This is a genomic window from Anabaena sp. PCC 7938, from assembly GCF_049315035.1.
GTDB classification, from domain to species: domain Bacteria; phylum Cyanobacteriota; class Cyanobacteriia; order Cyanobacteriales; family Nostocaceae; genus Anabaena; species Anabaena cylindrica.
In genome coordinates this window covers 2,034,774-2,058,056 of record NZ_CP186034.1, presented here as the reverse complement: position 1 = coordinate 2,058,056, position 23,283 = coordinate 2,034,774, and the positions used below count along the sequence as shown (strand labels likewise).

At 37.2% G+C, this 23,283-nt stretch carries 17 protein-coding genes and 3 pseudogenes; 7 read left to right on the top strand and 13 right to left on the bottom strand.

Going from position 1 to position 23,283, the window contains the following annotated elements:
- Nucleotides 1-103 precede the first annotated feature (103 nt).
- Nucleotides 104-1,399, top strand: a complete 1,296-nt coding sequence (locus tag ACOWPH_RS09530) for a dihydroorotase (protein WP_015215152.1) — start codon at nucleotides 104-106, stop codon at nucleotides 1,397-1,399.
- A 67-nt stretch (nucleotides 1,400-1,466) separates the two neighbouring features.
- On the opposite strand, the gene ACOWPH_RS09525 is transcribed toward ACOWPH_RS09530, so the two are convergent.
- From ACOWPH_RS09525 to ACOWPH_RS09515, 3 genes are all read right to left on the bottom strand, one after another.
- Entirely contained in the window at nucleotides 1,467-2,090 is a 624-nt protein-coding gene (locus ACOWPH_RS09525; RefSeq protein ID WP_015215151.1) for a 4Fe-4S single cluster domain-containing protein, read from the bottom strand.
- Between the two features lie 20 nt (nucleotides 2,091-2,110).
- Complete coding sequence (locus ACOWPH_RS09520) at nucleotides 2,111-2,959, bottom strand: radical SAM protein (protein WP_015215150.1); 849 nt, start codon at nucleotides 2,957-2,959, stop codon at nucleotides 2,111-2,113.
- A 67-nt stretch (nucleotides 2,960-3,026) separates the two neighbouring features.
- The gene (locus ACOWPH_RS09515; RefSeq protein ID WP_015215149.1) at nucleotides 3,027-5,294 is read right to left on the bottom strand and encodes a hypothetical protein; all 2,268 of its coding nucleotides are present in this window, start codon (nucleotides 5,292-5,294) and stop codon (nucleotides 3,027-3,029) included.
- A gap of 87 nt (nucleotides 5,295-5,381) precedes the next feature.
- Between ACOWPH_RS09515 and ACOWPH_RS09510 the strand changes: the two genes are divergently transcribed.
- The 3 genes and pseudogenes from ACOWPH_RS09510 to ACOWPH_RS09500 all read left to right on the top strand — a co-directional run bounded on the left by ACOWPH_RS09510 (nucleotide 5,382) and on the right by ACOWPH_RS09500 (nucleotide 8,359).
- On the top strand, nucleotides 5,382-6,695 hold the full coding sequence (locus ACOWPH_RS09510) for a proton extrusion protein PcxA (RefSeq protein ID WP_015215148.1): 1,314 nt from the start codon (nucleotides 5,382-5,384) through the stop codon (nucleotides 6,693-6,695).
- Between the two features lie 115 nt (nucleotides 6,696-6,810).
- Nucleotides 6,811-6,924 (top strand): annotated as a pseudogene (locus tag ACOWPH_RS09505) (hypothetical protein); the annotation flags it as partial.
- Between the two features lie 169 nt (nucleotides 6,925-7,093).
- Complete coding sequence (locus tag ACOWPH_RS09500) at nucleotides 7,094-8,359, top strand: murein transglycosylase A (RefSeq protein WP_015215147.1); 1,266 nt, start codon at nucleotides 7,094-7,096, stop codon at nucleotides 8,357-8,359.
- 84 nt (nucleotides 8,360-8,443) lie between these two features.
- On the opposite strand, the gene modB is transcribed toward ACOWPH_RS09500, so the two are convergent.
- Nucleotides 8,444-10,237 (bottom strand): molybdate ABC transporter permease subunit, encoded by a 1,794-nt coding sequence (gene modB / locus ACOWPH_RS09495; RefSeq protein ID WP_015215146.1) that lies wholly within the window; start codon nucleotides 10,235-10,237, stop codon nucleotides 8,444-8,446.
- Nucleotides 10,238-10,468: 231 nt separating this feature from the next.
- The gene (locus ACOWPH_RS09490) at nucleotides 10,469-11,173 is read right to left on the bottom strand and encodes a glutathione S-transferase family protein (RefSeq protein WP_015215145.1); all 705 of its coding nucleotides are present in this window, start codon (nucleotides 11,171-11,173) and stop codon (nucleotides 10,469-10,471) included.
- Between the two features lie 733 nt (nucleotides 11,174-11,906).
- On the opposite strand from ACOWPH_RS09490, the gene ACOWPH_RS09485 reads away from it, so the two are divergent.
- Nucleotides 11,907-13,685 (top strand): sensor histidine kinase, encoded by a 1,779-nt coding sequence (locus ACOWPH_RS09485; RefSeq protein ID WP_015215144.1) that lies wholly within the window; start codon nucleotides 11,907-11,909, stop codon nucleotides 13,683-13,685.
- Between the two features lie 50 nt (nucleotides 13,686-13,735).
- Here ACOWPH_RS09485 and ACOWPH_RS09480 read toward each other — a convergent pair whose 3' ends face one another.
- Entirely contained in the window at nucleotides 13,736-14,341 is a 606-nt protein-coding gene (locus tag ACOWPH_RS09480; protein WP_015215143.1) for a DUF4276 family protein, read from the bottom strand.
- Nucleotides 14,338-15,492, bottom strand: coding sequence for an AAA family ATPase (locus ACOWPH_RS09475; protein WP_015215142.1), 1,155 nt, complete (start codon nucleotides 15,490-15,492; stop codon nucleotides 14,338-14,340). The genes ACOWPH_RS09480 and ACOWPH_RS09475 overlap by 4 nt, the downstream gene beginning before the upstream one ends.
- Nucleotides 15,493-15,681: 189 nt before the next feature.
- On the opposite strand from ACOWPH_RS09475, the pseudogene ggt reads away from it, so the two are divergent.
- Nucleotides 15,682-17,058 (top strand): annotated as a pseudogene (gene ggt, locus ACOWPH_RS09470) (gamma-glutamyltransferase); the annotation flags it as partial.
- Between the two features lie 29 nt (nucleotides 17,059-17,087).
- Here ggt and ACOWPH_RS09465 read toward each other — a convergent pair.
- Nucleotides 17,088-17,810, bottom strand: a complete 723-nt coding sequence (locus ACOWPH_RS09465) for an IS1 family transposase (RefSeq protein WP_015213505.1) — start codon at nucleotides 17,808-17,810, stop codon at nucleotides 17,088-17,090.
- A 194-nt stretch (nucleotides 17,811-18,004) separates the two neighbouring features.
- On the opposite strand from ACOWPH_RS09465, the pseudogene ACOWPH_RS09460 reads away from it, so the two are divergent.
- Nucleotides 18,005-18,373: pseudogene (locus tag ACOWPH_RS09460) on the top strand (gamma-glutamyltransferase); the annotation flags it as partial.
- Here ACOWPH_RS09460 and ACOWPH_RS09455 read toward each other — a convergent pair.
- The 5 genes from ACOWPH_RS09455 to ACOWPH_RS09435 form a co-directional block, all read right to left on the bottom strand.
- Nucleotides 18,370-18,627: a hypothetical protein gene (locus ACOWPH_RS09455; RefSeq protein WP_015215141.1), complete on the bottom strand. Its 258-nt coding sequence runs from the start codon at nucleotides 18,625-18,627 to the stop codon at nucleotides 18,370-18,372. The pseudogene ACOWPH_RS09460 and the gene ACOWPH_RS09455 sit on opposite strands and share 4 nt — an antisense overlap.
- A 406-nt stretch (nucleotides 18,628-19,033) precedes the next feature.
- Nucleotides 19,034-20,059 (bottom strand): tRNA dihydrouridine synthase, encoded by a 1,026-nt coding sequence (locus tag ACOWPH_RS09450; RefSeq protein WP_015215140.1) that lies wholly within the window; start codon nucleotides 20,057-20,059, stop codon nucleotides 19,034-19,036.
- Nucleotides 20,060-20,202: 143 nt separating this feature from the next.
- Nucleotides 20,203-20,526 carry a Txe/YoeB family addiction module toxin gene (locus ACOWPH_RS09445; RefSeq protein WP_015215139.1) on the bottom strand — a complete coding sequence of 108 codons (324 nt, stop codon included), beginning with the start codon at nucleotides 20,524-20,526 and terminating at the stop codon, nucleotides 20,203-20,205.
- The gene (locus tag ACOWPH_RS09440; RefSeq protein ID WP_015215138.1) at nucleotides 20,519-20,800 is read right to left on the bottom strand and encodes a type II toxin-antitoxin system Phd/YefM family antitoxin; all 282 of its coding nucleotides are present in this window, start codon (nucleotides 20,798-20,800) and stop codon (nucleotides 20,519-20,521) included. Before ACOWPH_RS09440 ends, ACOWPH_RS09445 begins: the two co-directional genes overlap by 8 nt.
- Before the next feature lie 163 nt (nucleotides 20,801-20,963).
- Entirely contained in the window at nucleotides 20,964-22,892 is a 1,929-nt protein-coding gene (locus ACOWPH_RS09435) for a P-loop NTPase fold protein (protein ID WP_042466017.1), read from the bottom strand.
- Between the last annotated feature and the right edge of the window lie 391 nt (nucleotides 22,893-23,283).

Here is a 23,283-nt window from a genome sequence, read left to right as displayed (position 1 = left end):
TTTGGTTTGCTCTCTGTTATGGATTTTAAAGCCGTTATTATTTATGACAGGGGTAAAAAATCTGAAGCACTTTCAGCACTGAATAGGTAATAGCTAATAGCTCATGGCAACTGAACTTCTGCAACAAGTAAGGGTAATCGATCCGGTTTCGGAAACTGATCAAGTAAGTGATGTTTTGATTGTTGATGGTGATATCCAAGCTATATCACTGCAAATTTCTGATGTTAGTTCTGATACTTCTATTAGAGATTGTCGTGGCTTAGTTCTTGGTACTGGATTGGTGGATTTATATAGCCATTCTGGTGAACCAGGGTTTGAAGAACGGGAGACTCTGGTTTCGTTTTTGGCTGCTGCTGCGGCTGGTGGTTTTACTAGAGTGGCTGTTTTACCAGATACATCTCCGGTTATTGATAATCCTGCTCTAGTTGCACAGTTGCAGAAGCCGATCAAGCTAGAGCAGAATTTAGATTTTCCCTCTCCTCTGCTCCCCTGCTCCCCTGCTCCCCTGCTGCAAATTTGGGGGGCGATGACTCTCGATTTAGCTGGTAAGCAGTTGGCAGAATTTGCTGATTTAGCTACTGCTGGGGTTGTGGGTTTTACTGATGCTAAACCTTGGGAAAATTTGGGAATAGTGCAGCGGATGTTGGAATATCTGCAACCTTTTGGTAAACCTGTGGCGTTTTGTCCATGCGATCGCTCTTTATCATTAAATGGCATGATGCGAGAGGGTGCAGAGGCTTTGCGTGTGGGTTTACCTCCTGTTCCAGCCAGTGCCGAAACTAGTGCGATCGCATCTTTGTTGGAATTAGTCGCCGCTATTGGCACACCTGTACATATTATGAGGGTTTCTACAGCCCGGAGTGTGGAATTAATCGCCACTGCTAAATTTCAAGGTTTACCAGTTACAGCCAGCACGACTTGGATGCACTTGTTACTTGATACGAGAGATGTTAAGAGTTATCACACATCCTTGCATTTAGAGCCGCCGTTAGGGAATCCCAGTGATGTAACTGCCTTGCGTAATGGTTTGCGTGGGGGAGTAATAGATGCGATCGCTATTGATCATGCACCATACACCTATGAAGAAAAAGTCCAAGCATTTGCAGAATCACCTCCAGGCGCAATAGGTTTAGAATTAGCATTACCTCTACTGTGGCAAAATCTGGTGGCAACAGAGGAATTTACCCCTTTGGAATTATGGCGAGTTTTGAGTAATCAACCAGCAGCTTGTTTGCAGCAAAAAATTAACCCGATTAAACCCGGTGAAAAAGCCGAATTAACATTATTTGATCCTCTACAATCCTGGAAAATAAATAGAGCAAATCTGCATACACTCTCTAATAACACACCTTGGTTTGGACAAGAAATTCAAGGGCGCGTTTTACAAACTTGGTGCTAAGGTAATTCGTAATTCGTAATTCGTAATTGGGGAATAGATAAAAAGTTATTATCCCCTGTTCCTTGCCCTAAGTTAGTTCTAACCAACCTTGATAACCGGTGACAATGCGATCGCCATCTTTGAGAATATGCACTTCTATTTGGTCACTGGCCCAGCTAATTTGGTCTTGTAATTCTGGGTTAAACACATGAACCCGTTGGTTTTTAGAAGAAACGGGGGACATAGGAGAATTAACTGCTTGAGACTGGACAAAAGGCCCGTCAATTAAGATATCTAATTGTGATAATAATTCTTGTGAACCAGGAGGTGCAGATTCAGATTGAAGTTGCTTGAGAGTAAACCCAGTAAAGGACATCACATTTAATCCAGCGGCTTTAAGCTGACGTGCTAAATTAGCTAATGCAGATGCTTGCCAAAATGGTTCACCACCAGAGAAAGTTACACCTGTGTTATGGGGATTTTTAAGAATATCTGCGGCGAGAGTATCAATAGCAACTAGTTGGTTAATTTCAAATGTCCACGAGTCAGGATTAAAACAGCCATCACACTCACGAGGACAACCTTGCACCCAAACGACAGCACGACAACCAGGGCCGTTAACTTCTGATTTATCAACATAACCCATAATATTGAGATAGCCAGCGGGGATTTCCTGGAGTGCTAATAATGGTTCTGTTGACTTTGTTTCCATCTCTTTAACTCCTTAAATAATTATTGCCTCTGCTTCCTGCCTTGTGCAGCCAGTCTTCTGGAAGAGTAACGTACAGGAATTTGAGTGACATTTTGGATTGTATCAGCCATCGAACAGAGTTCTTTAGTGCTGATACAGTTAAAATTTTCACAGGTATAAGCGCGAGATTCGACAATCTCATTACTTCTAGATTCTAACTGATGAACCAGGACGCGGGTATGGGTAGGAATGTTAAGTTGAATTTCATCAGGTTGGAGGCGCTTCATCAAGTTTATGTAATTTGCTAGAGTTTCCGCTGTCCAAGAAGATAAAATCATGGTTTGTATTGCCATGTATCCCCGATATTCTTGTCTAAATTTTTCAATTCCCTTGAGAAGATCTGGTAAATTAATTGTCTCTAATGGTTGATTAATCTGCCGTAGTTGATTTGACGAAACAGCATCTAGTTTAACGGCGACAATATCGGCTACTGTTAAAGCATTACGAACTGATTTATCACTTAGCAGTGTGCCATTGGTTAATACCACTAATGGTTTGTTGATGATGTATGTCGTAGCTTGCAAAATTTCCTCTAAATTCAATGCGAGGGTAGGTTCACCACTACCACTAATGGTAACTACATCTATTGGTATTTCCTTTTGTATAAATGCTTGCAAGTCAGAGATGACTTGGGTTGTGGGTACAAAAATTTGCCGTTGAGTTGTTTGGTGCCGGATATTACCCAACTGACAATAGACGCAGTTAAAAGAGCAAGTAGGGCTGATACCAATAGGATCGACACCAAGCGATCGCCCATATCGTAAAGAATTTACCAGTCCATAAACTGAAGAATACTCTATTTTTTCTGCGTATGATGGGGATAAACTCATAATTACCTACCTCTTTTAGCCTATTCTGCAATCTAGATAAATGGAAATCCTGTAACTGGATTTTCACTTACAATTTAGAACTAGTTTGTGAAAAACTTGTGGAGAGAGGTAGGGTTATATCGGATATAATCTCGCAAGAATATACTAAAGGTAACAGTGGCCCTAGTTGTTCTTGTCCATTCACAGCTAAGTCACTGTGACATAAGTAAAGTTTTTCGGATACACGAGCGAGTAAATCAGCTAGGATTCTTTTTAGTCTTTGTTCTTCTGCTAATTGCTCATCTGCTGCTGTCCAAGGTTCGCCTAATCTATCTTGTAGGAATAAGGTAGCACCAAATAAAGTGGCTGCACCGCCTTTTGCCCACAGGGGTGAACCTGCATCTAGCCAAAAATGCCAACGGTGAAATCTGCGACTAGCACGATATTGGAAGATTGTCGCTAAAGTAACGGCTTTTCTGGCGCTACCAAGGGAATGAATAGGGTAGGGGTTAGCGGTAATTGTTCCCCGTCGCAGTAGTTGAATAAATTCTGCAATGCTGCTATGGAGGCTTTGTTGATTATGCAGTGAGAGTAAGTTGGAATCGGTTTGTCTTAATCTTGTATCAACTTCCCAATAGTGTTGAGCAGTTTCTAGCAATTCCCGTAATGCGGCTAGTTGCTCATAGGAGAGATTTTGATCTTTACACAAAAAGTCTTGAATTGCTTTGTATAACAGTAAATTTGGTGTGGGTAGAAAATTAGAATTTTGCTGTGATAGCGTTCGTGTAGCGTCTTGTAGAGAAGTGCGACCTAGGAATCGCTTTTGTTCTTCTATCCACTGTAATATTTCCCCATAAGCTCTACTACCTTCATAGCCGATTCTATCCCAACGTTCAAAGGCTGTCACTGGTAGCAAATGTGGGTGATCTGGATGGGGTACAAAACAGGAATCTGCTATTAACCCTGCTCGGACTGGATCAATTCTGGGTTGATGAGATTCTTGTGTTTCCCCGTCATAGGTGCGACTCTGACTTAAAATTACCAACATCTCTGCAACGGCATCCCTGTCTACTAAACGCCCTAAGCCAGGATAAACTAGAGCTAATAAGGTGAGTAATGCTCTAACAAAAGGTGAACTAACTAAAGGACGTTGATCATTGAGAGATTCTACGGGGATATTCTGTTTAGTTAAGATTTCTGTGAGAGTATAACGTGCGATCGCATCTAAACCCGGTGCAATAATCGCTATTTCTTCCGGTTTTACCTTTCCCGTCTCAATTCCATCAATGATCACCTCTGCTGTTTGACGCAATAGTTGAGCGCGAGAAGCGGTTTGGATTGGTTGTACAGATGCTGGTAAACGGAAAATCGCCATTGGCTCTGTGACTATTTTCACTATCGGTTGAGCCAGTTGAGCCGCTAAACTATCTAAAGCTGGGCCTTTTAATGTTTCTATCTGACAACGCTGTGCTAACCTCGCTAAATATTGGGGATCTGCACCCAGTCCCCAGCGAATTGCACCATCAGGATTATAGCTAAAAGCCCCTACTGCACCGTTATCTAAGAGGAACTCAAACAAATTATGAGCGATCGCTGGATAATCATCCACATCATCTGCTAATATCGCCTGATACCGACCGACTAAACGCTGCTGATAATCAATATTTTTTAACAAATGTTGGCTATATAATTCCGTAATCAGTGCATAAGTTAGCATTCCCCTCTCTAAACACCAATTACGCCAATCTAGCAGCAAAGATGCCAAAAAATTAGGTTCTAAATTATTAACACTTTCCTGAAAACCGCTTTGCAAAATCTCAGTAATATCTTCGCAAGGCGTACCACTATAAGCAGCTAATTGCCATATATCTAATATACGCCTGACTAAGCGATATTCATTTACTCCTGCACTTCTCAATGTCTCTACATCTAACTGAGAACGCCAAAGTTTTGTCGCTAACTCCTGCTCAGTTTCTGGACGCAATTTTACAGGAAATTGTGCTTTAATCTGCAACGATTCAATTAATAACGGCCAAAATAAAATAACTTCATCCTGGAGAAACCCCAAAGTGGTTTTAGCACGAATTGGGTATTTTCCTAAAGTTAAGGATACAATTTTATCACTTAATAAACGGCGATTCTCATCATTAGAGGCTAAAACTAAAACCCCAGGTTCTATTGGTAAAATATTTGACGTTTGTATTGTGCTTTTAGCTTTTTTATTGTTTTGATTTTTCGTATAAAATAATTCTGGATATTGATGCTCAATTTGTATCCAATGACAAAACTGCTCGGCTATGCGAGTAGTCTTACCGCTGCGACTAGTACCAACAATCCAAACAGAATCAGAAACCACAAATATACTCCTTATAGATTCGTTAGTATACCTCGTGCGTTAACTTAAGGTTAATAATCACCAAATTATGTTAGACAATCATCTACGATGAGAAACTCTGTCTTTAGTCAAAAAATATACGGTTTTTTGCTGGCTGCTTACAGATGGTACTTACTGACACCAGAACGATCTTTGGAGGAAGCTTACCAAACAGCCTTAAAAATCAAGGAAATCGAAGATCAGCATTTTCAGGGTAAAAAAATATCTGCTGATTCTGCTATGTACAGTAGTACTGTCATGGATTATTTTGAGGCAGATTTAAAGAAATTATTAAAAAATGCCCGAATGCGACTGACAGAGTTTAAAGCTAGTCGTTGGTTTTCAAACGAATCTAAACAACAAGCAGCTATTAAAACAGGTATAGAATATCCCTCTCTAGCTTTAGTTTTAGAAAAACTAGGTTTTATTGATCAAGTCATTGCTAAATACACAAATGATCAATCAGAAAAAACTCCAGCAAATTTAACTGCTCTATCTACAATTGTAGCAGATAATATAGTTATTTCCCAACCAAACAAACCAAAAATATCAGTTCCAAACAATGGAATTAAACCAAAAAGAAAAGCTGATGCTACAGGAGTTTTACCCCGTTCAATTTTAAGCACTATCACTCGGTTACAAGCAGAATTAGACCCAGAATCTGAACAAGATGTAGTGCAGAACTTTCGCCAAACGCAAAAAACAACAATTATATCTATTCGATTTATTTTACTCTTAATTATAATACCACTGCTCACCCATCAAATAGCTAAGGCTGTAGTAGTAGGTCCTTTAGTAGATCATTTTAGAGGTTCCCAAACAGAGCAAATCTTCCTGAATACAGAAATGGAAGAAGAAGCACTTAGAGAACTACAAAGATTTGAGGAAAGAATCAAGTTTGAAAACATGATTAGTAATGCGGCACCCATATCATCAGAAGATATAGAAATCAAGATGCAAGAGAAAGCGCAGGAAGTAGCTGAACAATTTCAGAGTGAAAGTGCTAATGCCATTAAAAATGTATTTGCAGATATTTGTTCGGTAATTGCTTTTATTTGGCTGTTAATTATCAGCAAATCTTCTATCTCAGTTCTCAAAGATTTCTTTGATCATGTAGTATATGGATTGAGTGATAGCGCCAAAGCATTTATTATTATCTTGTTTACAGATGTATTTGTCGGTTTCCACTCTCCCCATGGTTGGGAAGTGATTTTAGAAGGTATATCACGACACTGGGGATTACCAGCAAATCGTGATTTTATCTTTTTATTCATTGCCACATTTCCCGTAATTTTAGATACGATTTTCAAATATTGGATTTTCCGGTACTTGAATCGCATCTCTCCTTCCGCTGTTGCTACATACCATAATATGAATGAATAAATCCTCTCGTTCCCATACTCTGTGTGGGAATGAATTCTAGAAGGCTCTGCCTTCCATGAAAGTAGAGGCAGAGCCTCTGTCTAGCATTCCCAGTCAGAGACTGGGAACGAGATAATTCATTGCCACATTTCCCGTAATTTTAGATACGATTTTCAAATACTGGATTTTCCGGTACTTAAATCGCATCTCCCCTTCCGCTGTTGCTACGTACCATAATATGAATGAATAAATCCTCTCGTTCCCATACTCTGTATGGGAATGAATTCTAGAAGGCTCTGCCTTCCATGAAAGTAGAGGCAGAGCCTCTGTCTAGCATTCCCAGTCAGAGACTGGGAACGAGATAATAATTATCAAAATTGTCATTTGTTATCTTTCACTTATTACCTTAGATTAATTCCATGCAAAGGATATTGAAAACAACTCTCAGCTTACCTGTGTTTTTAACTATTTTTTTGTTAGAAATGCCAGCAATAAAAAATAAAGATGTAGTTTCTCCAGAATGTCAAGTAACCAAGTGGGATTTACCGGTTGCTTTAAAAACTGAAAATACCAAAAATTTACCTGTACTTGTGCAAAGAGTTCCAGTTACTTGTTGTGAAAATGATGCTTCTTGTTTAGATGAAAGGATTTATGGTGGTGAAAATAATAAAATAGCAGATAAAAAGGCGTTGTTAGCATCTATTGATCAAAGTTTAAAATATTTTAAATCTGGTCGTGCTACCAATGCTTATCAAAGATATAAAATTCCAGGAATTACCCAAGATAGAGTTTATAAAAGCTTGCAAAGATTCCGGCAAATCTTGATTTCAACTAATTCGGCGAAAGAATTACACGCAGCGATTGAAAAAGAATTTGTATTTTATCAATCAGTGGGTAAAGATAATCAGGGTGCGGTTTTATTTACCGCTTATTATGAACCTTTGTATTTAGCTAGTCGCACTCCTACAAAAGAATTTAAATATCCTGCTTATCGCTATCCTGCTGATTTACAATCTTGGACTAAACCTCACCCTACCCGATTAGAATTGGAAGGTGCAGATGGGTTACAAGGTGGAAAAGGTAAATTAAAAGGTTTAGAATTATTTTGGTTTAGAGATAGATTAGAACCATATATAATTCAAATTCAAGGTTCAGCACGTCTTAAACTAACTGACGGCAAACAAACAACAATTGGTTATGCTGGTAATACAGCTTATAATTATAAAAGTTTGGGAAGGTTATTAGTAGATGATGGCAAATTACCTTTAGAAGGTTTAACTATGCCAATTATCCTCGACTATTTTCAAAAGCATCCCCAAGATTTAGATATTTATATTCCACGCGATCGCAGTTTTGTGTTTTTCCAAGAAACGAACGGTAGACCAGCACAAGGTTCTATTAGTGTACAACTCACACCAGAACGTTCCATAGCCACCGATAAATCTTTAATGCCTCCTGGTGCTTTAGCTTTAATTCGCGCACCTTTCCCCTTTGTCAATCCCCAAGGTGAATTAGAACATCGTACAGTTAGCCGTTATGTATTAGATCAAGATACAGGTGGTGCGATTAAAGGTGCTGGTAGAGTGGATTACTTCTTAGGAACTGGTAAAATAGCAGGCGATCGCGCTGGGGTAACAGTTAGCGATGGACAGTTGTTTTATTTATTACTTAAAGCTAATAAGTAGAAGTCAGGAGTTCGGAGTTCGGAGTCAGGAGTCAGGAGTCAGGATTCAGAATATCAAGACAACCTGCACAGCACTCAATACTCGTTACTCTTCCATCAACATCAACCGTAAGGGATCTAAATGTACATACCAAGGAAAAGGTTTGTCTTTAATTGTCACCCACTTTTCCTTATAAACTTCAGCTTGCAAGTGATAATCATGGGGATTATTAGCAGGAGAATGTAACTTTAAAAATAACGTCATCCGGTGAGGTGTTTCGCTGGTTCTGACTAACCAACAGGGAAAAGTATTTGATTGATTAGGGTTATTCGTAAAACTAATTTGATGGGCGCGGATACCAATATGAGATAATTGATTTGGGATTGATTCAACAACTTCGAGATGACAACCCCAATCAGTTGCTTCTACCTGTTGGGATGATACAAAAACAGCACGAGAAAAGTTTTTACAACCAGTTATTTTGGCAACATTCACAGTTGCAGGATGTTGAAAAATCTCATATTTAGAACCATGATGAGCTTCTTTCCCTTGTTCTAATACTAACAAATTCGGACAAAGACGATAAGCTTCTTCCATGTTATGAGTGACAAATAAAGTCACACCAGGATAATCAGCTAGAGTTTCTGTCATTTGTTGTTCTAACTGACTCCGCAGATGTGTATCCAGGGCAGAAAATGGCTCATCTAAAAGTAATGCTTCTGGTTGACTGGCTAACGCCCTAGCTAAAGCTACTCGTTGCTGTTGCCCTCCTGAAAGTTGGTGTGGATAGCGATCGCCCAAACCTTGTAATTGCATCGCTAATAATTGCTGTTCTACCTCCAACCGCATATTTCCCTTTGGTAAGCCAAAAGCGATATTTTGTGCCACAGTCATGTGTGGAAAGAGCGCGTAATTCTGGAATAAAAAACCAATATGGCGATCGCGTATCGGCACGTTAATTCCTTTCTCAGAGTCAAACAACACCTTACCATTCAAAACTATCCGCCCTTTTGTGGGTGTTTCTATCCCCGCAAGACAACGCAGAATCATACTTTTTCCTGCACCAGAACTTCCCAGCAATCCCAAGGGTTGATTATCGGTGTTAAAAGCTACTTGGAGATGAAAACTAGCAAGTCGTTTTTCAATATCCAGAAACAAGCCAGATGTGGGGGATTTGGTGGGTGCAGAAACAGCGTGATTTTCTACTTCTTTTTGTCCCTTTTTATCATTGTGTCTGCGTCGCTGCTTGAGTTCTAGCCAGAAGTTAGTCAGAATAATTCCTGACAGAGAAATTACCATAATAGCGATCGCCCAAAACCAAGCTTCATTCATATCCCCAGCTTCCACAGCAAAATATATCGCCATTGGTATATTCTGCGTTTGTCCAGGAATATTACCTGCTAACATCAACGTTGCACCAAACTCACCCAAAGCACGGGCAAAAGCTAAAGTTGCACCTGCAAAAATGCCAGGAAACGCCAAAGGCAAACTAACCCGCCAAAATATTGTTAATTCCTTAGCGCCTAAAGTTCTCCCTACCCGCAACAGATTCCCATCAATTTGTTCAAAAGCACCTAATGCAGTTTTATACATGAGTGGAAATGAAACCACCGTTGCCGCTACAGCCGCACCATACCAAGTAAACACAATTGTCAAATCAAACGGTTCCAAGAGTTTACCAACCGGGCCATTCTTCCCAAAAAATAGCAGCAACAAAAACCCCACAACCGTCGGTGGTAAAATCAACGGTGCAACAAAAATACCCTCAATTATAGATTTGCCTTTACCCTTATATCCCAACATCCAATAAGCAGCACCGATACCCAAAAAGAAAGTGATAAAGGTCGCTAAAAATGAAGTTTTCAGCGATATCCAGAGGGGTGATAAATCCTGTGGCATAGTTTATGTGTTTCCAACTTAGTTGGTATCGTAACATAAACTAGACCCAGATCCCTGACTTTTTAGAGATATCAGGAATCTATAATTTTTAATTATGTTGCTCTACTTAACTAAATTTAGTTAACTATAGCGGTATGCATTTGAATGAAATACATCATAGCCCCCTAGGGGGTTGGTGCTGGGGTTCTTGTATGTCACTCAACCGAGAACCGCCATAAAAGAAATCACAAATTACCGCTTTCCTAGAGTATTTTTAAATGCGGGTCTTGCTGCTATTCTCTCAAGATATGCAACAACACTAGGATATTGACGATAATCGAGCGATAAAAGCACCTTTGCATAATGCAAGTACGAAGCAACTGCTATATCTCCAACGCTCAGTTTTTCACCTAATAAAAATTGTTTTTGTTGCAAAATTTTATTAAGTGGCGTTAGTAAAATTGGCATTTCCTTTTCGCGTTTATCTGCTGAAAATAAAGCTGGTGCAAGGGTAGCATTAGCAAAAATTACCCACTGTTCAATTTTGGCACGCTCTGCTAATGAATTAGGCATTTGCTGATATTTTTCCGCTAAATATAGTAGAATTGCCCCAGATTCCCATAGTTTTAAATCACCATCTACTATTGCCGGCACTTTACCCATAGGATTAATAGCCAAAAATTCAGGTTGACGCTGTTCATTAGCCCCGATATTTAAAGAAATATAGTCATAAGAAACCCCTAATTCTTCTAAATACCATTGGATAATAGGGGTTCGTGTTTGAGGTCCACCATAGAGTTGTAACTTAGTTGGTTTTGTAGGTTTTTGACTAGATTCAGAAAGTTGTGTAAAATCACTTTGTAGCAGTGGTAAAGCTTGAAGCGGTTGGATTGGCAGAAAAGTGAAAATAACTGCACTAGTAGGCAGAAAAAATTTTCTCAACAAAATTTGACACATTTTTAATATCTCTTGACAATTGTTTACTTTACTTAGGGACTCCCAAGAAATAAATTACCCAAACAAACGCACCACAGAGGCACAGAGAACTCGAAGAAATGGGAGTTTGAGAGATTTTTTTGTTAGGTGGTTGAGTATTTTTTTATTTGGTGATCCCTTACGAGTAATTAACTACTCTAAATTTCCAAGATACACTATATAATATAGGACTCCTATTTGATTTTTGATAGCTTGCGTGGCGTAGCCATACAGGATTAGGTACACACTGAAAAGTTGACTCAAAAAGCCTTTATTTTCCTGACTTGGAGTATTTTCTAGCCTGAATACTTACCATTAATCATCGCATCATCATAAAAGTTTAGAAATACTAAACTCTCAATTAAAAGTTGAGATGTATCAAAAACCGTCATATCCCCTCGCAACCCTTTGACAAAGTAGTTTTTAACACAATATTAAATATCCAATGAAATTTAGATATGCCTCTTCCAAAACCATTGTAGAACCGAGAAATCCTACGGAATATATTCTACATCGCTATAATAATTTACACAAGTTTTTCACATTCTGTTTCTATATTTTGAATATATTTCTCAAAAAAGTGTAAGATGTGGCCATTTCAAAATTTCTTCTTGAAATTCCCCTCCCATGAATCTTTCAACTACTTGAGAAAGGATCTACAAAAGTGGACACCCTTGCTTTATAAATCAGCAAATTTCTCTAGGAGATATCTATCATGCATGACTTAAAACAATTTACTTTAAGAGATATGTCAGAATGTGGTTTAGCTCTGCGTCATTTAGGCAGCAAAGCTAACAGCATGGAAGAGGCAAGTAATTCTATTATCCAATATCTTTATGATCATTTAATTGATAAACAGTCTGGAGAAAGATCCTGTGCGCTTATCCGTTTTTTTAAAACTCAATCCTACGGAGAACTCACACCAGAATTACAAGAATATACACATGAAATATTAGATGATCATTTACCAGAAGATAATCTCAAATGTTTAATATTATTGGCAACTATTGGGCAACTACCAGAATGGAACTCACGACATCAATCTGAGAAACATAAAGTAATTCCCCTCTTCAGCGAAGAGATGATTGCTCGCATACCTATGATTTTTCAACTTATCCAACAACTAGGACTAAATCTTGGCACTGTAATCCGACCAGATCCAAATTTATTAACTGATTTAGAACAGCGAATGTATAACGTCTTTTATGTTCCTGATGCTTTGGATAGTCCTTATATTCCTTCACAAACATCATTTGTAATTCCGTATAATATCAAATCTGTAGTTGGCTTTGGAGGATTATTACCTTCAGGCAACATATTTGTAATTCTCATGTTTTTGAAAGTTGAAGTTCCTCGGATAAGTATCGATTTTTTGCGTCCGTTAGCACTAAATGTCAAAATGGCAATATTACCTTTTGAGAATAACAGAATTTTCATGGGTTATGAGCAATCTCGTGTTAATGAGAAACCGGTCACGACAACAGATAATAAAGCCTTTGAATATCTCAATTCACAAATAGCGACACTAACTCAGTTATTAGATGTATCAGAACAATCTACGATTAGTCAATCAGATCGTCTTGAACAAACAAACACCTACCTTCAGGAAACTTTACAACAACTTCAATCAACTCAAATTCAAATAGTCCATAACGAAAAAATGTCTAGCTTAGGACAACTAGTTGCTGGTATTGCCCATGAAATTAATAACCCTGTTAATTTTCTTCATGGTAATCTTCAATATGCTATGGACTATACTCATTTAATAGTACAAATTATTCAAAAATATCAAGATTATTATCCAGATCCTCCCAAGGAAATTCAAAAATTAATTCAAGATAATGAATTAGACTTTCTGACTAAAGATCTAGCTAAACTTTTAAATTCCATGATGCTAGGAACAAAACGAATTGCTGAGATAGTTAAATCGCTGCGAAATTTCTCTCGTTTGGATGAAGCAGAAATAAAAGAAGTCCATATTCATGAAGGTATTGATAGTACTTTAATGATTTTAGAACATCGCTTACGAGCTAGAGATCATAGATATCCCCAAATTCAAATTATTAAAGAATATAATAAATTACCTTTAATAGAGTGCTGTCCTGGTCGAATTAATCAAGTTTTTATGAATATCATTACTAATGCCATTGATGCATTACAAGATGGTAGTAAATCATGGTTTATAGATAATAATCAACTAGAACAACCCAATCATCTATTACCGGCTATTCGCATTCGCACTGAAGTAATTGATCAAGAATGGGTGGCAATCAGTATTGCTGATAATGGTTGTGGGATGAATGAAAAAGTATGTGCAAGATTATTTGAACCTTTTTTTACTACTAAACCAGTGGGTAAAGGCACAGGCTTAGGTTTATCAATCAGTTATCAAATTATAGTCGAAAAACATAGTGGGCAAATTAGCTGTATTTCTGAACCAGGGGAAGGAACAGAATTTTTGATTAAGATTCCTGTAAAGTCTAAAAAACCCTGAGATTTGATGTCGATAAAAAGTATCAAAACTTAATCTCATGATTTTCTGATTCACGGAATTAACTCAACCTCACATAAAGACAGAATAGTATTGATAAATGCCTTTAATTCAGGACACTGATTAACAGAAACGATCAAATCTTGGTTTTTCAAAATTCTGGCAGCATCACGAATTTTATTATAACTGCATTGACATTTACCTGTTTCAAATATTTCTTTAATTCGATATGATGGTGGATTTCCATGATTTACTTGTTCAGGTAAACCCCCAGGTGCTGACTTATTAGATTTTGCTAAATCCTTAATTCTTGACCAATAAGGTAATAACCAAGCTTCAAAATCATGCTGCGCTACATGGGGATAAAAATTAGGGTGATTCCCTACCCAATCTTTCATTTTAGCTTTAGCATCTGCTGCATCTTGAAAATCATTTGTTCCTGTATAAACATCGGTTAAAGCAATAACAGCATCATAATCATCTTGATTTAGTAAACTTTCAACGACTCTTTTAAGTTTTTCTCCTTTAGGAATACGACCATTGTGAGGCAGAAACTTAAGCTTAGGCATTCGTTGTTGCAAGCGAGATATAAGGAAATTTTGTAAAATTGGCTTAAAAGCTTTTTCTGTTTCACCTTCAACTAAAATAGCTATCTTCATGGACGACCACCGATTAAATTCATTGCCCAAATTTGATCTAAACTATAATCTTCTAACCAATGTTCTAAATTAAAAGTATCACCCCAATTCATAGTAGTTAAGCCATCTTCTGCATCACAAACAAGCACTTCTTTAGGTTCTAAAAATCGGATTAATCTATCTGAATGGGTAGCAATAATTAGCTGAGTTCTCTGGGTAGCTTCTCGCATTAAATGAGCTAGTAGTTGCAATAATTCTGGGTGTAAACTAACTTCTGGTTCATCAATAAGAGTGACGGCAGTTAAATCTGGACTTTGTAACAATGTCACTAACCAAATAAACCGCAAAGTTCCTTCAGAAAGTTGGTGCATATAAAGAGGCTTAGAAAAATTTTTATCTTTCCAAGTCATTGTGATAGTTCCTGCTGCTACTGGAGGAAATGCTAAACGCTCAAAATCTGGAAAAGCAGCAGCAAGGGTATCCTCAATAATCTCAAATAGTTCTGAGTCCGTCTCTCGTAAATAATAAAGACAAGAAACTAAATCTTCTCCATTAGCACCAGGTAATGTTGCGGGACGCATTGATTGTGGTAAACGAACTGGACTTTTAGGCGCAACATTCAATGCACCGTAAAATGTACAGGAAGCTAATCGTTTACGTAGGTTTTCAGGATCTTGATACATTTTAGGAACTTGAGCGAGAGAAGTTTCCAAGGGATTATGATCCCAATTTGGACGTAATAGCTTTTCATCCTCTGTATTAAAATACTTAACATCTGATCCACGCGAATCAATGTGCTTGAAGGGATGAGAAGCGCCCTTATGATTTTGTTGCGTTAGTGTTTCTATAGCAATTTCATATGTTAAACCTTTTAGAGCAACTTCCAAGTGGTAATCAAGTGGTGCATATCCTGGTACACTCATGGACAAAGAAATAGCTATACTATTGCTTTTATCACGAGTAATAATATCAGTTAGTCCACCTAATTCTGAAATTTTGTTTGCTAATTGAGCATTAGCAGATGCTGCTAAAAGTGAAAAAATTTCTAACAAAGAAGTTTTACCTACACCATTAGCACCAATCATGGCTGTCAGAGGACGATCATGCATATCGACTTGTACATTAAACAAGCGACGATAACCTTGAATAGTTATATGCTCAAATGAGTTCATAATCTAACTCTTGCCAATCGTTATTAATAAATACTATTTTATCATTTGACTAGGTTTTCTGCTTTTTCAATGTAATAATCAAATCATTATCTAAATACCTCTATTCAAAATAATTCTGAATTTTTAATAAATCTTTTCAAACTTATCTTTTTGTCACTACTTAGCTGGTTCAAATTACTTACCGAAAAAATGCCCATTATCGCTAAAACCCAACGCCGCATCTTCTCCTTAATCTCCCTTGGTGCTATCCTCACCTGCCAATTTGCATCTGCTACTATCACCGTACCTCTACGCAGCAAAAAAGGGATGGTAGTTTCTGCTAACCCTTTAGCGAGTGAAGCGGGACTTTTAATGTTAAAAAAAGGCGGAAATGCGATTGATGCAGCAGTAGCTACAACTTTTGCTATTTCGGTAGTTGAGCCTTTTTCTGCGGGGATTGGTGGGGGTGGATTTTTACTTTTGCATTCTGAAAAAACAGGGGAAATTAAAGCTTTAGATTTTCGGGAACGCGCACCTATCAAAGCTACAAGAAATATGTATTTAGATGCAAATGGTAAAGTGCGTCCTGGTGCGAGTACAGATGGTTATTTAGCGGTAGCAACACCGGGAACTGTGGCGGGAATGTATGAAGTGCATCGTCGTTATGGTAAGTTACCTTGGCTAGAAGTTGTTAAACCTGCGATCGCACTCGCTCAAAATGGTTTTATCATCAGTGATAGGCTTTCTTGGCGTTCTCTCTCCAATTTGCAGAACCGTAAACAAACAATTCTCGACAACTCAGCAGCAAGTAAAATCTTCACTCGCAACGGTGAATATTACCAACCAGGGGAAAAATTAATCCAGAGTGACTTAGCCAAGACATTAGTAGCCATTTCTCAAAATCCCCAAAGTTTTTACACCGGGAAAATTGCCCAAACCATCGCTGCTGATATGGCGAAAAATGGCGGTTTAATCACCCCCGCAGACTTAAAAGCCTATAAAGCAATTTGGCGAACTCCTGTATGTGGGAACTTTCGCCAAGCTAAAATTTGTTCTATGCCACCACCATCATCAGGAGGTGTGCATCTATTGCAAATGTTGAACATTATCGGTGACACAGACTTAAAATCTTTAGGATGGCATCATCCCGACGTTATACATTTAATTGTAGAGGCAATGAAGATTGCTTACAGCGATCGCTCAAAATATTTAGGAGATCCCGATTTTGTCAAAGTTCCTGTCCAACAACTAATCAGTCCCGCATACGCCCAAAAGCGCCGCCAGGAGATTAACATGGACGTGGCCAAACCCTCAACAGAAGTCAACCCAGGACTCAAAAAATCGAAATCCAAAGAATCAACAGAAACCAGTCATCTTAACGTTGTGGACGCAGACAGAAACGCCGTTAGTTTAACCTTCACCATCAACTTAGGCTTTGGTGCTGGGATTGTCACACCAGGGACAGGAATAGTTTTGAACAACGAAATGGATGATTTTGCAGCCGCACCAGGAGTACCAAACGCCTTTGGTTTAGTGGGTAACGAAGCTAATAGCATTGCACCCCGCAAAACTCCCCTTTCTAGTATGGTAGTGGTAAATATGTAGTGATAATAAAATTAGGCGCTACAACAAGAATTATAATGATGAATAAAATACCAGATAGCACCAATATGATTATCTAACTTTTTAGAGAAGGATAAAGTCTTTCTAACCAAACGAGAAATTCTTTGACGCATTGTATTATTAAAGCGTTCAATATGGTTAGTCTTGCCACTTTCTTTCCCTACTGCCTGATGACGTTTGCTAGGAATAACTTGTGCGTAAGCTGCCCAAAAATCTGTATAGCAAACAGCACATTGACGATAAACTGGTGGTAGAGAATTCCATAATCCCCTAGCGCCATCTTCACTGCGGTCGCCTATGTAAACTCCAACTATTTCTCTAGTTTTTTTATCCAAAGCTAACCAAATCCATTGCTTATTACCCTTATGACCTACAAATGACCAAGCCTCATCACACTCAATAGTCAATTTACCTCTTGGTTTGGCTGAAACATTTACCTGAGTCGGAATCTGGGCATATTTATTATTCACATATTTTTGCAACCAAGTCTCTGAAACACGAGCAGCACGAGCAATACCTGCGAGAGGTATTTTCTCAAGTAAAAGTCTATCAATCAGTTCTATAGTATCTTTGCTAATAACTTTATTAGTGGGATTTTCTATAAACTGTCTTTTGCAGTTTTGACACTGGTATTTTGGTTTTTGATTATGAATCTTCCCATTTTTGACAATGTGTTGAGAACCACAATTGGGGCAAGTAGGTCTGGAGATTGACATCAATACTGAAATAGTTGAATTTAAAAACACTGATACTATACTACATATAACACTTAACACGTTCTCGCTAAATCATATATTTAGAAACTTTATACTTTAGAGGAGTTTCAATTAGTTGGTTAAATGTAATTCAAATTGCAACGGCTACAAATGAATAATTTGAGTTAGAAAATATAAGATTTCACTACATATTTACCACTACCTCTAGTATGACACCCACCATCGTCACCGAAAACAATCGTTTGCGTTTAGCAGTGGGAAGCCCTGGAGGTAGCACCATCATCACCCAAGTATTGCAAATTATCCTGAATGTATTGGCATACAAAATGGATGTGGGTGCAGCCGTTTCTGTGCCACGCATACATCACCAGTGGCTACCAGATGAGTTACGCGTCGAGTCTTGGGGTTTGGATGCTTTAACCTGGCAAGACTTACGCCGTCGCGGACACAAGATTAGAGAAACTGCACCTTGGGGAAATGCCAATGCCATTACAGTTACAGAAGATGGTACTCTCGAAGGAGCAGCTGATCCCCGTGGTGATGGCTACCCTAGAGGATATTAATTTTCCACTGTTGACTCTGTATAGGTGCTGCTGAACTCGTTAGCCCGTGCGCTGTGAATTAAAGTCCAACCTGCTTTTAACAGTTTTTGATAAGTTGCCCAACCTTTAGAACCACCTGGTATTTGATAATCTGGTACTGCAAATTGAGGAAAAGCTGTGTAAGGCCGCCAAGGTTGTCCCAGTGAAGTCTGCAAATGCAATATTTTTTCTCCATCACTACCAGACTTAGATAACCAGCACATTTGTCGATGCATGGTAAACTCCTTTGCGTTTAACTTGTTTCGCATGATGGCAGGTTTTTGGTAATACCTGCCTCAATCGTGTGAGGTAACTTAATGCTTTAAAAGATGAGATTATTCGACTATGTAGTTTTACTACTTACTATTGGTTGCAGAAAAATTACTGTTGAAGATAGACTCCTCTATGCGGTGATCCGCAAGATATGAAGATTAACATTGAACAAAAAGGGTTGTCCTAAATGTTTTCTTCTAGTGCGATATTTTTCTAATGTTAACTACGGTTTATACGATTGTATGTAGCATTAACTACGATTTCTGTAAATAACGATAAATTCAGGTATTTATTTATCTAATCAGTCTGAAAACAACGGCAAATGAATGGATTCTGAAGACATATGACTAACGCTAATACCTTTCAATATCAGCGAACGGACAATAAGAAGGGTTCTAGGGCTAAAGTTTTTGTTGCTTCAGTCAGGAGAATGCGATCGCACAGATCGAACAGTTCTACCTCAGTCTGCACCCGTCTCATCAGCCGCAGGAAATGACCTTCAGCGTCAACACTCAGCGCAATGTAGTTGAGGAACATTTTCAGGTAGCCTACCCGCGCCCGTTCTGGTATGGTTGACACTATGGGAGTTTGCCATAAACGATCAATATATTTGCGTACCTCTACTAAAAGAACAGGTGTGATCTCCTCTCCTCGCAAAGCCTGGCGAATTTGATTAAAAAGCCAAGGATTCCCAATCGCCCAGCGTCCCACCATCACACCCGCCGCACCCGTTTGAGAAAGCACTTCCAAAGCAGTTTTTGCCGAGTTGATATTGCCATTAGCCAACACTGGACAATCAACCCGTCTCACCGCTTCCGCAATCAAATCATATTTAACTTCCCCGTGGTACATATCTTTGACCGTGCGACCATGCAAACTCAACAAATCAATGCTGTGGCGATTGATTATATCTAGAATTTCATAAAAGTTATCTGTATTCTCAAAGCCCACACGCATCTTCACAGTTAAAGGTTTATCATTCACAGCAGCACGCAGTTCTCCCAAAATCTGATCTACTTTTTCCGGTTCTCGCAGCAATCCACCCCCAACATTTTTGCGATAGATTCTCGGCGCTGGACAGCCCATGTTTAAATCTACTCCTGCGATATTATATTTGCAGAGTTCCTTTGCTGTTCTCACTAAATCAGGAATACTTTCACCAATCATTTGAGCAAAAACGGGGCGACCGGTATCGTTTTCGGTGATTGCTGCCAGAATGTTACGATTGAGTCGTGAGGTATCATTGACGCGGAAATACTCGGTAAAGAAGTAGTCAGGACTGCCGTAATGGGCAATGACCTTCATGAACCACAGGTTTGTCACATCCTGCATAGGCGCAAGAGCGGTGAATGGTAGGTCTGACTGAAGCAATGGGGGGAGCGATACCTGGGACATAGAAAAGTTGATAAAAAAATCAGTAATTCATAGGAGTTATGGACAATTCACGGAGTAATTAACCGCAGAGGCGCAGAGAACACAGAGAAATTAGAGTTTGAGAGATATTTTGCGTAAGTGTTGAATAATTTTGTCTTTTGATTTTAATCTAATTCATAATGATAACGAGCCTGTAAAAAATAAACTTTATTCTCTGTGACTTTATAAACTAAACGATGTTCTAAATCTATCCGTCGTGACCAAGTATCAGGAGCAATATATTTAAGAGGTTCAGGTTTACCTAAGCCTGTAAACGGTTGACCATCAAGAATATCCGCTACTAAATCTAGTATTTTATCCCCTTTTTTCTTATCATGATTATACCACCAAGCTAAATCTGCTTTAAAATCAGGACTGAAAACAGGAAAATAACCAGATAATTCTTTTTCTTCATTATGAGTATCTGGCTTTTTTTTCTTACTACTCAATTCCTAATTCCTCTTTTAATTCAGCCACTGTTTGAGGAGTTTCTATTGCTGTTTCACTCCATTCTAAAGCTCGAAATAAACGTTTAGCATTTTCAGGTGATCTTAATAAATAGACACACTCTAATAAGCTGGAAAGTTCATCTTCGGCAATTAACGCCACATTTTTTTCGTTACGACGTTTAATTACTACAATTTCCCGTTGATCACACACCTGATCTAAGATAGTTGCTAAATTCAACCTTGCTTGAGAGTAAGTGGTTTCTTTATTTAACATTCTCTTTTTACAGAAGTTGTACAACTATATTGTACAATATAGTGTAAATATCTGCACCCAAATTCATTTTAAAAGCCTTGTATTAGCAAAATGTTATAAAAATTTAGGTTTTAACTCAGGTTAGACACTAATTTTATTAGTGCTAGAATAGTTAAGCAAAGTTTTAATTTACTGATTTATTAACCTGTTGTATTTGTATATCTTCTAATGTGCTTATGACTTTAGACAGGTTTGTTTCAATAAGTTCTTTAAGTTGATAGCCACTTAGTTTACCTTGTCTTTTATCAACTTCTTTAAGCAGGAGGTCTTGAACCATTTTTAACCACTCTATTTCTTCTATTAATTCTGGATAAGAATGAAGATAAATTGGTTTATATCTTTCTTCTAATGCCCAAAAAACATATTTTTTCTTGTCATATTCCATATATAAAATTGTTTCTATAAAATCCTGGCATCGTATGTATTTTAATACAGGTATTTCATTATATTTGTGTCTGATTTTTTTATTTGCAAAGGATTGAGTACAAATTATACTATCAAATTCTTTAACATCATTTTTCATGATTTCTAGTAGTTCCTGAGCTAAATTGCCCATATATTGAGGATTAGACAATTTTTCATTGAGAACTTCATGAATATAATTATAAAAATCTTTAAATTCTTGGCTATCTTGACTATAAAACATTAGTCTAGAATCATTATTAGATACAGGACTAACGGAACTATCTTGCTTATTTTCATTAATCAATTCTAAAACATCTAATTGATTATTACTATTTAAATTATTAATTAAATCATCAATATAAATTTTTGCATCTTTCAGAATTTCCTCTTTAGTTTTGACATATAATCCATTATTAGAGAAATATAAAAAACATCCAACAATATGTTTTATAATTGATATATCTTTGTATTCTCTGTTACTAAATTCCGATTCTACAATTTTAAGATATTTATCAAATTCATCATCATTAAGTCTATTCCGGTAAACTAATCTTAACCAATTAGGTGTGTTATCATCAGGATAGTATTTATTTGCAATTGCTTCATTTAATTCGTTACTATTAACAATACCTTTATCAAAAAATTCTTCCCACCATATCGCACTAGGAAATGGGGAATATATTTGTAAATAGTAGTATTTATCACTTATTTCCTGAAGATTATTTTTATCTTCTTGTACATCTGAGCTTTTTTCAGACAAAGAACCATTTCTTCTATTTATATTTCTCCTAGCTTGTGCATCTAATAATTTGGTAATATCTTTTGGTTGCAAATTTGCCATTTTAATTTCAATAGAAAAAATTGTTAGCATTTGAAGAATCTCTTGTAGAACTTCCTGCTTATTTTTTCCTTTGTCTAATAATTTTTCATAAATTCGCTCAAAATCAAGAATGATTTGTTTGAGTATTCTTAAATTTGTACATTTTGCTTGTTCGTATAATGTTTTTATAAATTCAGTATTTTTTATAAGAAATTTCTGAATATCTGAATCTTCAATATTTTGAATAAAACCGTTTAATGCACTATCAATGTCAGGAGCAATATTAAATGTTTTACCTATTAATTTTTCTTTGGTGTCTTTGTAGTTGTCAAATATTATATCTTCATTAGCAATAATAATTACTTTCGATCCTTGCTGTTCTACAAAGTAGTTCATATATCCCATGATATTACTAATATCTATTTGACAACGTTCTAGGTCATCAAATATTAAAATTTTCTTGTTATTGACAATATATTTAGAAAAATCTATTTTTAATTTCTCTAAATCAATTTTCTGGCTATTTAAAATAAGTTTAATAAAATTAAATCCCAGCTTAGACCACTTTGAGGATGCTAAAGTAGGGATTGATTGCTCTAAAAATATATATGCTATATCATCTATATTCTTTACTCCATAAAGAGTAATATAAATAATTTGATATTCATCTTTTTTTATTTCTGCTTCTAATTTCTCCCGATATTTATTAATAAACCATGTTTTTCCAGAACCCCATTCCCCTTTGAGTAAAACTGCAAATCCTGGCGAATTTTCTAAACCGCAGTAATAATCTAAATAATCTGTAACATATTGATTAACGTCTGTCATAGTATAAATATTCTTGGTATTTTTTTGATTAAACAAGTATTGGTTAATTATTTTACTACAAGTTCTCAAAATCTTTACTCTAAAATTCATAATCTTTCTCACCTTGTAAATGTCAATTTTGTAACACCCTCAAAGATGGTGCTAGAGCTAAAGTTTTTGTCATATCACTAAGCAGAAAGCGATCGCACAAGAGATCTGAAAGTTAGGTTTTTAAGAAGTGATTAGGGGAGCGAGATCTGGGACATAGAGATAGATGAAGAGTGTTAAATTTTTGGCGTTGGTGAATGAAAGTATGAATTTGTCTCACGCAGAGGCGCAGAGGCGCAAAGAGTAAGAATTTGAGAAATGGAATTTTTGATTTTCATACCTCAAATTCAGAAACGCTCAATTT

Bases quoted from the DNA above. Each gene is read 5' to 3' on its own strand.
- ACOWPH_RS09500 (WP_015215147.1), top strand. From the start codon at position 7,094: ATGCAAAGGATATTGAAAACAACTCTCAGCTTACCTGTGTTTTTAACT.
- ACOWPH_RS09440 (WP_015215138.1), bottom strand. From the start codon at position 20,800: ATGTTAAATAAAGAAACCACTTACTCTCAAGCAAGGTTGAATTTAGCA.
- ACOWPH_RS09480 (WP_015215143.1), bottom strand. From the start codon at position 14,341: ATGAAGATAGCTATTTTAGTTGAAGGTGAAACAGAAAAAGCTTTTAAG.
- ACOWPH_RS09510 (WP_015215148.1), top strand. From the start codon at position 5,382: ATGAGAAACTCTGTCTTTAGTCAAAAAATATACGGTTTTTTGCTGGCT.
- ACOWPH_RS09435 (WP_042466017.1), bottom strand. From the start codon at position 22,892: ATGACAGACGTTAATCAATATGTTACAGATTATTTAGATTATTACTGC.
- ACOWPH_RS09530 (WP_015215152.1), top strand. From the start codon at position 104: ATGGCAACTGAACTTCTGCAACAAGTAAGGGTAATCGATCCGGTTTCG.
- ACOWPH_RS09485 (WP_015215144.1), top strand. From the start codon at position 11,907: ATGCATGACTTAAAACAATTTACTTTAAGAGATATGTCAGAATGTGGT.
- ACOWPH_RS09490 (WP_015215145.1), bottom strand. From the start codon at position 11,173: ATGTGTCAAATTTTGTTGAGAAAATTTTTTCTGCCTACTAGTGCAGTT.
- ACOWPH_RS09450 (WP_015215140.1), bottom strand. From the start codon at position 20,059: ATGTCCCAGGTATCGCTCCCCCCATTGCTTCAGTCAGACCTACCATTC.
- ACOWPH_RS09455 (WP_015215141.1), bottom strand. From the start codon at position 18,627: ATGCATCGACAAATGTGCTGGTTATCTAAGTCTGGTAGTGATGGAGAA.
- ACOWPH_RS09475 (WP_015215142.1), bottom strand. From the start codon at position 15,492: ATGAACTCATTTGAGCATATAACTATTCAAGGTTATCGTCGCTTGTTT.
- ACOWPH_RS09465 (WP_015213505.1), bottom strand. From the start codon at position 17,810: ATGTCAATCTCCAGACCTACTTGCCCCAATTGTGGTTCTCAACACATT.
- ACOWPH_RS09525 (WP_015215151.1), bottom strand. From the start codon at position 2,090: ATGGAAACAAAGTCAACAGAACCATTATTAGCACTCCAGGAAATCCCC.
- ACOWPH_RS09520 (WP_015215150.1), bottom strand. From the start codon at position 2,959: ATGAGTTTATCCCCATCATACGCAGAAAAAATAGAGTATTCTTCAGTT.
- modB (WP_015215146.1), bottom strand. From the start codon at position 10,237: ATGCCACAGGATTTATCACCCCTCTGGATATCGCTGAAAACTTCATTT.